Raw genomic sequence first — 12,067 nt, 5'->3', positions numbered from 1 at the left:
CGAGCCGTCGCGCCCGACGGCGCTCCCGGACGCCGGCCGCGTCGGTGCCGCACCGTAGGCTGGGCGCATGGTCGCGGCATCCGTGCAGTTCGGTCAGTACCCGCCCGCTCGCCGCACGATCGTGCACCTGAGCGACACCCATCTCCTCGGCGGGGGGCGCCTCCTCGGTGGGGTCTACGACACGGCGGGCCATCTCGCCCGCACGCTCGAGGCGGTGGCCGGGCTCGGCATCCGTCCCGACGCGATCGTGTTCACCGGCGATCTCACCGACCTCGGCGAGCCCGAGGCCTACGCCGCCCTGCGCGCCGCGGTCGAGCCGCTCGCGGACGAGCTCGGCGCGCCGATCGTGTGGGTCGCGGGCAACCACGACGAGCGCCCGGCGCTGCGGGCGGGACTGCTCGACCTCACCGCCACCGAGGAGCCGGTCACCGGCGTCTGGGACCTCGGCGGCCTGCGGCTGATCGCGCTCGACTCCACCGTCCCCGGCTGGCACCACGGCGACCTCGACGACGCCCAGCTCGAGTGGCTCCGCACCGAGCTCGGCACTGCGGCTCCGCTGGGCACGCTGCTGGCGCTGCACCATCCGCCGCTGCCGAGTCACCTGCCGCTGTTCGACATCCTCGAGCTGCGCGAGCAGTCGCGTCTGGCCGACGTCCTGGCGGGCACCGACGTGCGCGGCATCCTCGCCGGTCACCTGCACTACTCGACCAGCGGAACGTTCGCCGGTGTCCCGGTGCACGTCGCGGCGGCGACCTGCTACACGATGAACCTGCAGCGCCCGGCAGCGGCGGTCAACGGCATGGATGCGGGCCAGTCCTTCTCCCTCGTGCACGTGTACGACGACACGGTGACCGCCGCGGTGGTGCCGGTCGTCGACGCGCCGACCGGCGACTTCTTCTCGGCCGAATGGGTGGAGCGGATGTCGCGCCTCACACCCGACGAGCGGCTCGAGGAGTTCTCCCGCAAGCGCTCGTGACGTTCACCCCGCCGTCCAGTCGCGGAGGTCGGTTGTACAGCGCGTACACGGCTGGCCGGTGAGGCCCCCGGGTACCCTCGAAGCATCCCCATCCGCCCCGACGTGACCCACGAGGACGCACAGACATGGCACTGGACGCAATGACGCGCACCCGCATCGAGACCGATTCGCTCGGCTCGCTCGAGATTCCCGAGGACGCCTACTGGGGCATCCACACCGCCCGCGCTCTGGAGAACTTCCCGATCGCGAAACGCCCGATCTCGGTCTATCCCGACCTCGTGCGCGCACTCGCGATGGTGAAGCAGGCCTCCGCGCGGGCGAACGCCGAGATCGGCGTGCTGGATGCCGACAAGGCCGACCTGATCGACCGCGCCTCGCAGCGCGTCATCGACGGGGAGTTCCACGACCAGTTCACCGTCGGGGTCATCCAGGGCGGGGCCGGCACCTCGACCAACATGAACGCGAACGAGGTGATCACCAACATCGCGCTCGAGCTGGCGGGGCGCGAGAAGGGGGACTACGCGTTCCTCTCGCCGCTCGATCACACGAATCGCAGCCAGTCGACCAACGATGTGTATCCGACCGCGATCAAGATCGGTCTGGCGCTCACGCTCGGCAGCCTCCTGGACGAACTGAGCCTGCTGCGCCAGTCGTTCCTCGACAAGGCCGTCGAGTTCCACGACGTGCTGAAGGTCGGGCGCACGCAGCTGCAGGATGCCGTTCCCATGACCCTCGGTCAGGAGTTCCACGGCTTCGCCAGCACGCTCGGCTACGACCATCAGCGTCTCACCGAGAACGCCTACCTGCTGTTCGAGATCAACATGGGCGCGACCGCCATCGGCACCGGCATCACCGCCCATGCCGCGTACGCCTCGGCGGTGCTGCGTCACCTGCGCGAGATCACCGGACTCGACCTCGAGACCGCGAGCGACCTCGTGGAGTCCACGAGCGACACCGGATCGTTCATGTCGTTCTCCGCGTCGCTGAAGCGCAACGCGATCAAGCTGTCGAAGATCTGCAACGACCTCCGTCTGCTCTCCAGCGGTCCGCAGGCCGGCTTCGGCGAGATCAATCTGCCGCCCCGGCAGGCGGGCTCGAGCATCATGCCGGGCAAGGTCAATCCCGTCATCCCCGAGGTGGTCAACCAGGTGGCTTTCTCGGTGGTCGGCGCCGACATGACGGTGACGATGGCGGTCGAGGGCGGCCAGCTGCAGCTGAACGCGTTCGAGCCGGTGATCGCCCACTCGATCTTCCAGTCGATCACCTGGATGCGGCAGGCGATGTGGACGCTGCGCGTGAACTGCGTCGACGGCATCACCGCGAACCGCGAGCGGCTGGGCGCCATGGTCGGCTCGTCGGTCGGCGTGATCACCGCGCTGACGCCGTTCATCGGATACTCGGCGGCCGCGGCGCTGGCCAAGACCGCGCTCCTGACCAACCGCAACGTGGCCGATCTGGTGGTGGAGGCGGGATTGATGTCGCGCGACGAGGTGCTCAAGCAGCTGTCGCCGGCCCGCCTGTCGGGCCTCGAAGCCATCACCGCCGCGATCCCCATCGTCACGGCAGCGGAGGACATCGTCGCCCAGCAGGAGCACTGACGGTCCGAATTGTTACCGCAGCCTCTGTCGCGCGGACCTCTTTGACCGCTACTTTATGAGACGCATCTCATATTCGTACGCAGCAAGGAGTCTCCCCATGACCGATCCCAACGCCCCGCTCACCCCGCCGCCCGCGGCACCGGCCTACCAGGCGGCCCCGCCGGCCTACGGCGCCCCGGCCGCCTCGGTGCCCGGCAAGACGCTCGGCATCGTCGCCGTCTTCGTCGCGATCTTCTTCAACGTCATCGGTCTCATCCTCGGCATCGTGGCGCTCGTGCAGAGCCGCAAGGCCGGGGTGAAGAACGGTCCGGCCGTCGCCGCCATCATCATCGGCGCCGTGCTGCTGGTCGTCGGCATCATCGTCGCGGTCTCGCTGTTCGCGGTCGCGGGTGCGGCGCTCGGCAACCTCGCCGAGATCTGCGCGCAGAACGGCCCCGGCGAGCACATCATCGGCGGTGTCACCTACACCTGCCCCGCCAACTGAGGCGCAGAAGGCGGCGGCTCCCTTCCGGGAGCCGCCGCCTTCGTCGTTCCCGACGGGATCAGTCGAGGATGCGGCAGTGCGTCGTGAGCGCGCCGATGCCGTCGATGCCCACCGTCACGGTGGAGCGGTCGCGGAGGAAGATCTGGGGGTCGCGCGAGTAGCCGGCGCCGCCGGGGCTGCCCGTAGAGATGAGGGTGCCGGGCAGGAGGGTCGCCGCGCGGGACAGATGCGCGATCAGCGTCGACACCGGACGCACCATCTGGGCCGTCGAGGCGTCCTGCAGAGTGTGTCCGTCGAGCTCCGTCCAGATGTGCAGGTCCTGCGGGTCGGGGATCTCGTCGGCGGTGACGACGAAGGGCCCGGTGGGCGTGAAGCCGTCGAACGACTTGCAGCGCGACCATTGCGCTTCGGAGTACTGGATGTCGCGCGCGGTGACGTCGTTGACCACCGTGTAGCCCCACACGTGCGAGAGGGCGTCGGCTGCGGCCACGTCCTTGGCGGGCCGGCCGATGATCACGCCGAGCTCGGCCTCGTAGTCCACCGACTCGCTCAACGAGCGCGGCCATGCGGTGGTGGCCTCGTGCGCCGTCAGCGAATTCGGCCACAGCACGAACACGGTGGGGGTCGAGTCGGTCTTCAGCCCGAGCTCGCTCGAGTGCGCGGCGTAGTTGAGGCCGACGGCGAGGATGACCGGGGGAGCGAGCACCGCCGAGGCGAACACGACGTCGGAGAGCGGATGCCTCGGCGCCGCCGTCTCGACCGATGCCGCGCGCACCTGTGCGAGCAGATCGTCACCGCCGGCGATGAGCTCCTCGAGGAAGCGCGGCCCCCCGTCGAGCAGATCCTCCACGAGGATCGCCTCGCGGTCGATCACGACGGACAGGCGCGGCTCCCGTGCGCCCGGAACGGTCACATGGGCGAAGCGCATGTGACCACGCTACCGGCCCCTCAGGGGTCGCGCGCACGCGGGCGGTCCGGGTCGTGCACGCACGCGGGCGCTCCCTAGGCTGATCGGCATGAGCTACCCCTCGCCGCTGTCGCAGCCGCACCCGGGCAGTCCCGCGCCGATCGTCCCGCCCCCGTCCCGGCCGCCCGCGCTCCCGCCTCTGCCGAGGAAGGGGCGCAGCGTCGCGATCTGGCTGATCGCGCTGCTGGTGCTGGTGTGCCTCGGAGTGGCCGGATACTTCCTGGCCTTCCTGGGGACCGAGGCATCCGTCGTCGGCATGATCCTGGCGCTGCTGCCGCTGGCCGGTGTGCTCGCCGCCGTGCGTCTCATCGACCGGTGGGAGCCGGAGCCGCGCGGGCTGGTGATCGCCGCCGTGGCCTGGGGGGCGGTGGTCGCCGTCGCGATCGCCCTCGCCGTGGACCTCCTGCTCTCGATCGTGTTCGGGTCGGCCACCGACGCCGCCGCCGACGCGTTCAGATCGGTGGTGCAGGCGCCGATCGTCGAGGAGTTCGCCAAGGGTCTGGGGGTGTTCGTGATCTTCGCGTCGGCCAGGCGCGCCTTCGACGGCCCGGTCGACGGAGTGGTCTACGGGGCGCTGGTCGGTGCGGGCTTCGCCTTCACCGAGAACATCCAGTACTTCGCGATCAGCATGATCGAGGGCGGCGCCGCGCAGGTGAGCACGACGTTCTTCCTGCGCGGCATCCTCTCGCCGTTCGCCCACGTCATGTTCACCGTGCTCACCGGCTTCGCGCTCGGCCTGGCCGCGCGCCGCGGGTACGCGCCGGGTCGCGCCGTGGGGCTGTGGATCACCGGGATGATCGGGGCGGTGGTGCTGCACGCGCTGTGGAACGGCTCGGCGACGTTCTTCGACTTCTTCGCGCTGTACGCGACGCTGCAGGTGCCGCTGTTCGTGCTGTTCGTGCTCGGGATCGTCGCGCTCCGCCGCGAGGAGGCGCGGCTCACCCGCGCCCGTCTCGGCGACTACGCGGCGGCGGGCTGGTTCACCGCCCAGGAGGTCGACATGCTCGCGACGCCGGCCGGGCGCCGTGCGGGGATCGCGTGGGCGCGCGGTCTGCGGGGCGATCGCGCCCGGGTGATGCGGTCGTTCATCGCGGATGCCACGGGGCTGGCCGCCGCGCGTCAGCGCGCGCTCTCCGGACGCGATCCCGGCGCCGCCGAGGACGAGCGCGTGCTGCTGCAGCGGGCGGCGCAGTCACGCGCGGCGCTGTTCGCGCCCTGAGCCGGCCTCTCGCGCGAGACCCACGGACAGACTCAGCGCCCGGTGCCGCGGCGATGCCTGCGTGTCTACCGGGCGCTGAGTTGGCCTGCCCCCAGGATGCCCAGGCGGTGGGGGCCTGTCAAGAGCGCCCGCGGCGTCACGGCGTTTGACCGGTCCCGGCACCTCGGGTTGGATGGAGGCATGACCAACGAACGCACGAAGCCCGAGTTCGACGCTCCCCAGGGTCCCGCCCCCGCCGACCTCGTCATCCGCGACATCGTCGTGGGCGACGGCGCCGAGGCCAAGCCGGGTGACACCGTGACGGTGCACTACGCCGGCGTCGAGTACGAGTCCGGCGAGGAGTTCGACTCGTCGTGGGGTCGCGGCGAGTCGATCCAGTTCCCGCTGCGCGGTCTCATCCAGGGCTGGCAGGACGGCATCCCCGGAATGAAGGTCGGCGGTCGCCGCGAGCTCGTCATCCCGCCGCACCTGGCCTACGGGCCCGCGGGCGGTCACTTCCTCGGCGGCAAGACCCTCATCTTCATCATCGACCTGATCGCGGTCGGCTGAGCCGAGTCACACGTCCCGAAGGGGTGGATGCCGAGCATCCACCCCTTCGTCATGCGCTCGTCATCCCGATTTTCCATTCAGGGGAATAGAACGGAAGATGAGACGTTGACACCCGATGACATCGTCCGCGCCCCGCGGCATTCCTGGAGGAAGACATGACCACCGACACGATCGACATCCCCGGCTACAAGAGCGGCACCTGGGTCCTGGACCCGTCGCACAGCGAGGTGGGCTTCAGCGTCCGCCACATGATGATCTCGAAGGTGCGCGGCTCCTTCGGCATCAAGGAGGCGATCCTCGTCGCCCCCGAGAACCCGCTCGAGGCGACCCTGACGGCCCACGTCGACGCCACGTCGCTCGACACCAAGGACGAGGGTCGCGACCAGCACCTGCGCTCGGCCGACTTCTTCGACGTCGAGACCTTCCCGACGATCGACTTCGTCTCCACCGGTGTGCGCGTCGAGAACGGCGACATGCTGGTCGATGGCGACCTCACGATCCGCGGCACCACCAAGCCCGTCACCTTCGACGTCGACTTCGGCGGCTTCGGCTCCGACCCGTGGGGCAACTACAAGGCGGGCGCGACGGCGAAGACCGTCATCAACCGCGAGGACTTCGGCCTCACCTGGAACGCCGCGCTCGAGACCGGCGGCGTGCTGGTGGGCAAGGACGTCACGATCGAGCTCGACCTGCAGGGCGCGTACCAGGCCGCCTGAGGTCTCCCGCGTCCGCGGAGGGGCGGCCCGCTTCGGCGGGTGCGCCCCTTCGTCGTCCCAGGGCGGCAAGGCGGTCCTGAGCGAGCAGGATGCCGGCGAAGACCACGAGAGCGCCCGCCGGCTCGTTCCAGCTGATCTGCTCGCCGAGCACGACCATGCCCAGCACCACGCCCACGACGGGCGTGATGTAGGTCACCGTCGAGGCGCGGGTCGGACCCCAGGCGCGCAGCGTGGTCTGGTTCCAGATGTAGGCGACGCCGGTGCCGAGGCATCCGAGCGCGAGCACCGCCAGCACGACCGGCAGGTCCAGTCGCACGGGCCCGAGGGCGATCACCGGGGTCAGCACGAGCATGACCGCGGCTCCCAGTCCGATGTTGAGGAACGAGAACGTCAGGGCGCTCATGCCCGTGTTCGACACGAACCGGCGCATGTAGGCGAGGCTGAAGCCGTAGCAGGCGGTGGCGCCGAGCATCGCCAGCTGCGCGGGGACGCTCTGGGCGAGGTCGAGCCCCTGCCACGGTGCGATGATCACCATCACGCCGGCGATGCCGACCAGGACGCCCAGCAGCTGCACCGGCTTGAGCTTCTCGACGCGGAACAGCAGGCCGGCCATCACCGCGGTCATGATCGGCGTGGTCGCGTTGTAGATGCTCGCCAGTCCCGACGTGACGTGCTGCTGCGCCCAGGCGAACAGCAGGAACGGTGCGACGCAGAAGCTGATGCCCAGCGCCAGCATGTGGCCCCAGACCCGGATGCTGCGCGGCAGGCGTTCACGGCGCGCGAGCACGAACACCCCCAGGGTGAGGCCGCCCAGCAGAAGCCGCGCCCAGGCCACCTGCGCCGGCGAGAGGCCTTCCAGCCCGACCTTGATGAACAGGAAGCTCGAGCCCCACACGATCCCGCACAGCACGAACTGCAGGGCGACGGAGGTCGAGCCGGGGGCGCGCGCGGGGGTGCTCATCCCGCGAATCTAGCCGGAGGCCGAGACATCCGTCGTCGCGGTCGGCTGCCCCGTCCGAAACCCGCCGGTCGCTGGCAGTCGTGCACCGCTCAGGGCTCGGGGTGCTCGGCGTCGTAGGCGCGGAACCGCGGATTGGCACGCACGAGGATCGTGACCAGCGCGATGATGACCAGCCCGCCCAGCAGGGGAGGGAACCACAGCGCGGTGAGGGTCGCGAGGGTGCCGGCGTAGAGCGCGCCGATGCGCGGTCCGCCCGCGACGACCACGATGAAGATGCCCTGCAGGCGCCCGCGGATGCTGTCGGGCACGGCCGCCTGCATCATCGTGGAGCGGTAGATGGCGCTCACGTTGTCGGCCGCGCCGGCGACGGCGAGGAACAGCGTGGCCACCATCAGCAGGGCGATGTTCGCCGACTGCTCGCCGAGATCGGCCGGCGCGAACACGCGTGTCGTCGCGACCAGCAGCACGGCCCCGAAGGCGAGGATCGCCGCCCCGTACACCTGGATCGAGCGCTGGATGCCGACGCCGTGGTGACGCACGCGCCCGATCGGCCCCGAGAACAGACTCGACAGGAACGCGCCGGCCGCGAAGGCCGCGGTGAGCACCCCCGTCGTGATCGGGCCGCCCCCGAGCAGGACCGCTCCGATCGCGGGGAACAGGGCGAGCGGCTGCCCGAACGTCATCGCGATGATGTCGAGGATGTACTGCAGGCGGATGTTCGACGCCCGCCTCAGGAAGGCCCAGCCGTCCTTCAGCGACTCGAGCCCGGGCCTGACGACGACGCCCTCCGGACGGATCGACGGCAGCGTCCACAGGCCCAGGAACAGCGACAGCATGAGCACGACGTCGATCGTGTACGTCCACTGGTACCCGGCGAACGCGACCAGCACGCCGGCGAGGGCGGGCCCGGCCATCACCATCACCCCGACCGTGATGCCGTTGAGCGCGGCGGCGGCCGGCAGCAGCTCGCGGGGGATCAGGCGCGGGGTGATCGCCGACTTCGTGGCGAGCACGATGGAGTTCGCGGCCGAGTTGACGACGCTGAGCAGGTACAGCCACCAGACGGTCTCCAGATGCCCCCAGGCCAGCAGAGCCAGCGCCAGCGTCGAGGCGAAGGTGACGGATGCCGCGATCAGCGCCACCTTCCGACGGTCGAACGCGTCGGCCAGCATCCCGCCGTAGAGTCCCGCGAGCACCATCGGGACGAGCCCGGTGACGGCGATCATCGAGACGGCGAAGGTGTCCTGGGTGAGCTCGTAGACGTGCAGCATGACCGCGACGATCGTGAGCTGGCCCCCGAGGCCCGAGAGGGTGGAGCCGACCCACAGCCGCGCGAAGGCGGGGCTGACCGAGAACGGGCGCAGGTCGATGAGGTGGTCGCGGCGCAGGCGCGGACTCACGCGGGGGGCTCGCGACGGGGTGGCACCATCCGACCCTACCCGCGCTCCGGGAGGGCGGATGCGGCATCCGCTCGTTCTGCTGGTAGACTCGTGAGGTTGCCGTTCGATCGGCCGCGGATAAAGAGAGCTCGCACATCAGGTGCCGGGCGCCGCGCAATGACCAGGAAGGGGATCCCATCTATGCCACTCGAGTCCGACGCCAAGAAGGCGATCATCGAAGAGTACGCGACGCACCCCGGTGACACCGGATCCCCCGAGGTGCAGGTCGCGATGCTGACGCAGCGCATCAAGGACCTCACCGAGCACCTGAAGGAGCACAAGCACGACCACCACTCGCGTCGTGGCCTGTTCCTGATGGTCGGTCAGCGTCGTCGTCTCCTGGGCTACCTCCAGGACATCGACATCAACCGCTACCGTTCGCTCATCGAGCGTCTCGGCCTGCGCCGCTAAGCAGCGCGACCCTGCGTATATCGCGCAGAACATTCTTGGAAGGCCCCCTCACGGTGTGAGGGGGCCTTCACCGTTCCCGGGGCTCGCCCTCTGACCGACGGGCGAGGACGCGCGAGAGGGGCGGGAGGGTCAGGATGCCGCGGCGCGGGCCGCGACGAGGTCGGCGTGCCAGCGCTCCGCCACGTCGGGGTGGGCGCGCAGGCGCGACTTCAGGGCGTTCTCGCCGTACAGCGCGTGGATCGGGTTGCCGGGATCCTGCGTGACTCCGGCGGCCTCGGCCGCGAGCTCGGCGGGCAGCTCGATCAGCGGGAGCCGCTTGTCGAGCTGCGGGTTGAAGAAGAACGGCACCGAGATGCGGTCGTCGGGGTACCGCGGCGAGACGACGCGGTGGTCGGTGGCGATCAGGTAGCCCTGCGTGGCGTACTCCAGCAGCTCGCCGATGTTGACCACGAACGCGCCGGGCACCGGGGGAGCGTCCACCCATTCCCCATCGCGCCGCACCTGCAGCCCGCCCTTGCCGGGCTCGACCCACAGCAGCGTCAGCACGCCGGCGTCCTTGTGGGCGCCCACTCCCTGTTGCGGCGTCGGGTCCTCCTTCCCCGGGTAGCGGACGATCTTGATCAGCGTCGATGGCTCGCCGAAGTGCTCGTCGAAGTAGGTCTCGGGTGCGCCGAGGGACAGGGCCCACGCGCGCAGCAGCTTGCGGGCGACCCCCGAGAGGTGGTCGTGCCACTCCGTCACGACATCGCGCAGCTCGGGCTGCGCCTCCGGCCACAGGTTGGGTCCGATCAGGCGCGAGAAGTCCGGAGCATCCGGGTCGTCCACGGCCGCGCGCTCGGGGCCGATGTCGATCTGCTCGCGCCAGTCGACCTTGCCCTGCGTGCGCTCGCCGCCGACGCGCGTGTAGCCGCGGAAGTGCGGGCTGGTGACGTTCTCGATCGCGAGCTTGTCGGCCTCGGGGAGGGCGAAGAAGTCGCGCGCAGCCTGGTGCAGGCGCGCCTCGAGCGCGGGCGAGACCCCCGTGCCGGTGAGGTAGAAGAACCCGACGTCGTGCGTGGCGGCGCGCAGGTCGTCGCGGAAGGCGGCGGCGGCCTCGGGCCCCTCGTCGAGGCGGGACAGATCCAGGATCGGCAGGTTCAGCGCGGACATGCAACGAGGCTAGGTCGGCGGTCGCGGCGGCGGCGGTTTGTTGCCTCGCGTTACCCGTCGTCATCGACGACCGGATGCCGCGCCGCGACACGTTTGGCGGCCGGGGGCGCCGGGGCTACAGTGGGCGTTCGTGAGGCACGCCTTACCTGACCGCCCGTCGCCCCGGCGATCCGAACCCTCCCTTCCTCCCGCTGGACCGATGTGACCGATTCCGCTCCCGACACCGAGCCCGCACCCTCCGACAGCGCAGCGACCCCGGCCGCGGGCCCCGTGTCCGCGGTCGAGCGTTCCGGCGTCAGCCGCCGCGGACTCCTCGGCATGGTGGGTGCCGGCGCCGCCGGGCTCGCCGTGGGAGCCGGCGCGGGCATCGCCGGCACGGTCGCGGTCACCCAGGCGTCGGCTGCGACAGGGGGAGCGGCATCCGTCCACCCGTTCTACGGGGAGCACCAGTCCGGGATCACCACCGAGGTGCAGGACCACCTGCATTTCGCCGCGTACGACATGATGGCCCGCACCACACGCGAGGATCTCATCGCGCTGCTGAAGGACTGGTCGTACGCGGCGTCGCGCATGACCCAGGGGCTCGACGTGAGCGCCACCGGCGCGGTGGGCGGCTCGGTCGAGGCGCCGCCGGATGACACGGGGGAGGCGCTGGGTCTCGCCGCGAACTCGCTCACCATCACGATCGGGTTCGGCCCCACGCTCTTCGAGAGCGACACGGGCGACCGGTTCGGGCTCGCCGCGCAGCGGCCGCCCGAGCTGCAGAGGCTGCCCGCGTTCCTCGGCGACGCCCTCGACCTCGATCACTCCGGGGGAGACCTGTGCATCCAGGCGTGCGCCGACGATCCGCAGGTGGCGGTGCACGCGATCCGCAACCTCAGCCGCATCGCGTTCGGACGCGCCAAGATCCGCTGGTCGCAGCTGGGGTTCGGCCGCACGTCCAAGACCACGGTCGATCAGTCGACGCCGCGCAACCTGTTCGGCTTCAAAGACGGCACCGCCAACATCCTGGCCACGGATGCCGACGCCCTCCGCGACGACGTCTGGGTCGCGGCATCCGATCAGCCCTCGTGGATGGCCGGCGGCTCCTACCTCGTCGCCCGCAAGATCGCGATGATCATCGAGTCGTGGGACCGCGTGCGCCTCGCCGAGCAGCAGCACATCATCGGCCGCGACAAGGCTCAGGGCGCCCCGCTGTCCGGGGGTGACGAGTTCACCGCGCCGGACTTCCAGGCGACGGATGCCTCCGGTGCCCCCGCGATCGCGCCGACGAGCCACGTGCGACTGGCCCATCCCGACCTCAACGGCGGTGTGCGGATCCTCCGTCGCGGCTACAACTTCGTCGACGGCAACACCGACCTCGGGCGCCTGAGTGCGGGCCTGTTCTTCCTGTCGTTCCAGAGGTCGCCCGAGCAGTTCGTCACGCTGCAGCGGTCGCTGTCGAAGGACGCGATGAACGAGTACATCCGGCACGTCGGCTCGGGGATCTGGGCGATCCCGCCGGGGGCGGCCGAGGGATCCTACGTGGGGGCGGGGCTGTTCGGCTGATCATCGCCGGGGAATAGTTCTGGCCGCGCCGCGTTGCATGAGATACATTC

The 12,067-nt window shown here is 70.4% G+C and carries 12 protein-coding genes; 8 read left to right on the top strand and 4 right to left on the bottom strand.

The window, feature by feature from the left end; genetic code table 11:
• The first annotated feature begins 67 nt into the window (after positions 1-67).
• From ACSJDX_RS14455 to ACSJDX_RS14445, 3 genes are all read left to right on the top strand, one after another.
• On the top strand, positions 68-976 hold the full coding sequence (locus ACSJDX_RS14455) for a phosphodiesterase (RefSeq protein ID WP_438353337.1): 909 nt from the start codon (positions 68-70) through the stop codon (positions 974-976).
• A gap of 125 nt (positions 977-1,101) precedes the next feature.
• Positions 1,102-2,574, top strand: coding sequence for an aspartate ammonia-lyase (locus tag ACSJDX_RS14450; RefSeq protein WP_438353336.1), 1,473 nt, complete (start codon positions 1,102-1,104; stop codon positions 2,572-2,574).
• 97 nt (positions 2,575-2,671) lie between these two features.
• Positions 2,672-3,058: a DUF4190 domain-containing protein gene (locus ACSJDX_RS14445; protein ID WP_438353335.1), complete on the top strand. Its 387-nt coding sequence runs from the start codon at positions 2,672-2,674 to the stop codon at positions 3,056-3,058.
• A gap of 58 nt (positions 3,059-3,116) precedes the next feature.
• Here ACSJDX_RS14445 and ACSJDX_RS14440 read toward each other — a convergent pair whose 3' ends face one another.
• Complete coding sequence (locus ACSJDX_RS14440) at positions 3,117-3,986, bottom strand: fumarylacetoacetate hydrolase family protein (RefSeq protein ID WP_438353334.1); 870 nt, start codon at positions 3,984-3,986, stop codon at positions 3,117-3,119.
• Between the two features lie 88 nt (positions 3,987-4,074).
• Here ACSJDX_RS14440 and ACSJDX_RS14435 point away from each other — a divergent pair, with 88 nt between their 5' ends.
• From ACSJDX_RS14435 to ACSJDX_RS14425, 3 genes are all read left to right on the top strand, one after another.
• A complete protein-coding gene (locus tag ACSJDX_RS14435) occupies positions 4,075-5,244 on the top strand; it encodes a PrsW family intramembrane metalloprotease (protein ID WP_438353333.1) in 1,170 nt (389 codons plus the stop codon).
• A 180-nt stretch (positions 5,245-5,424) separates the two neighbouring features.
• A complete protein-coding gene (locus tag ACSJDX_RS14430; RefSeq protein WP_438353332.1) occupies positions 5,425-5,793 on the top strand; it encodes an FKBP-type peptidyl-prolyl cis-trans isomerase in 369 nt (122 codons plus the stop codon).
• A 155-nt stretch (positions 5,794-5,948) separates the two neighbouring features.
• Positions 5,949-6,509: a YceI family protein gene (locus ACSJDX_RS14425; RefSeq protein ID WP_438353331.1), complete on the top strand. Its 561-nt coding sequence runs from the start codon at positions 5,949-5,951 to the stop codon at positions 6,507-6,509.
• On the opposite strand, the gene ACSJDX_RS14420 is transcribed toward ACSJDX_RS14425, so the two are convergent.
• Both ACSJDX_RS14420 and ACSJDX_RS14415 read right to left on the bottom strand, forming a co-directional pair.
• Positions 6,466-7,470, bottom strand: coding sequence for a DMT family transporter (locus tag ACSJDX_RS14420; protein WP_438353330.1), 1,005 nt, complete (start codon positions 7,468-7,470; stop codon positions 6,466-6,468). The genes ACSJDX_RS14425 and ACSJDX_RS14420 overlap by 44 nt on opposite strands.
• Before the next feature lie 89 nt (positions 7,471-7,559).
• A complete protein-coding gene (locus tag ACSJDX_RS14415) occupies positions 7,560-8,870 on the bottom strand; it encodes an MFS transporter (protein WP_438353329.1) in 1,311 nt (436 codons plus the stop codon).
• A gap of 180 nt (positions 8,871-9,050) precedes the next feature.
• Between ACSJDX_RS14415 and rpsO the strand changes: the two genes are divergently transcribed.
• Positions 9,051-9,320 (top strand): 30S ribosomal protein S15, encoded by a 270-nt coding sequence (gene rpsO / locus ACSJDX_RS14410; RefSeq protein ID WP_056121136.1) that lies wholly within the window; start codon positions 9,051-9,053, stop codon positions 9,318-9,320.
• A gap of 129 nt (positions 9,321-9,449) precedes the next feature.
• Here rpsO and ACSJDX_RS14405 read toward each other — a convergent pair whose 3' ends face one another.
• Positions 9,450-10,469 (bottom strand): isopenicillin N synthase family dioxygenase, encoded by a 1,020-nt coding sequence (locus ACSJDX_RS14405; protein WP_438353328.1) that lies wholly within the window; start codon positions 10,467-10,469, stop codon positions 9,450-9,452.
• 201 nt (positions 10,470-10,670) lie between these two features.
• On the opposite strand from ACSJDX_RS14405, the gene efeB reads away from it, so the two are divergent.
• Positions 10,671-12,017 carry an iron uptake transporter deferrochelatase/peroxidase subunit gene (efeB, locus tag ACSJDX_RS14400; protein WP_438353327.1) on the top strand — a complete coding sequence of 449 codons (1,347 nt, stop codon included), beginning with the start codon at positions 10,671-10,673 and terminating at the stop codon, positions 12,015-12,017.
• Positions 12,018-12,067 lie beyond the last annotated feature (50 nt).

It is taken from the genome of Microbacterium fluminis, assembly GCF_051549805.1.
Lineage (GTDB): Bacteria > Actinomycetota > Actinomycetes > Actinomycetales > Microbacteriaceae > Microbacterium.
The sequence above is the reverse complement of the archived record's forward strand: the minus strand, read 5'-3'. Positions and strand labels throughout refer to the sequence as shown.

Excerpts from the sequence above, each read along its gene's own strand:
- ACSJDX_RS14455 (WP_438353337.1), top strand. The coding sequence starts at position 68 with ATGGTCGCGGCATCCGTGCAGTTCGGTCAGTACCCGCCCGCTCGCCGC.
- ACSJDX_RS14450 (WP_438353336.1), top strand. The coding sequence starts at position 1,102 with ATGGCACTGGACGCAATGACGCGCACCCGCATCGAGACCGATTCGCTC.
- ACSJDX_RS14445 (WP_438353335.1), top strand. The coding sequence starts at position 2,672 with ATGACCGATCCCAACGCCCCGCTCACCCCGCCGCCCGCGGCACCGGCC.
- ACSJDX_RS14440 (WP_438353334.1), bottom strand. The coding sequence starts at position 3,986 with ATGCGCTTCGCCCATGTGACCGTTCCGGGCGCACGGGAGCCGCGCCTG.
- ACSJDX_RS14435 (WP_438353333.1), top strand. The coding sequence starts at position 4,075 with ATGAGCTACCCCTCGCCGCTGTCGCAGCCGCACCCGGGCAGTCCCGCG.
- ACSJDX_RS14430 (WP_438353332.1), top strand. The coding sequence starts at position 5,425 with ATGACCAACGAACGCACGAAGCCCGAGTTCGACGCTCCCCAGGGTCCC.
- ACSJDX_RS14425 (WP_438353331.1), top strand. The coding sequence starts at position 5,949 with ATGACCACCGACACGATCGACATCCCCGGCTACAAGAGCGGCACCTGG.
- ACSJDX_RS14420 (WP_438353330.1), bottom strand. The coding sequence starts at position 7,470 with ATGAGCACCCCCGCGCGCGCCCCCGGCTCGACCTCCGTCGCCCTGCAG.
- rpsO (WP_056121136.1), top strand. The coding sequence starts at position 9,051 with ATGCCACTCGAGTCCGACGCCAAGAAGGCGATCATCGAAGAGTACGCG.
- ACSJDX_RS14405 (WP_438353328.1), bottom strand. The coding sequence starts at position 10,469 with ATGTCCGCGCTGAACCTGCCGATCCTGGATCTGTCCCGCCTCGACGAG.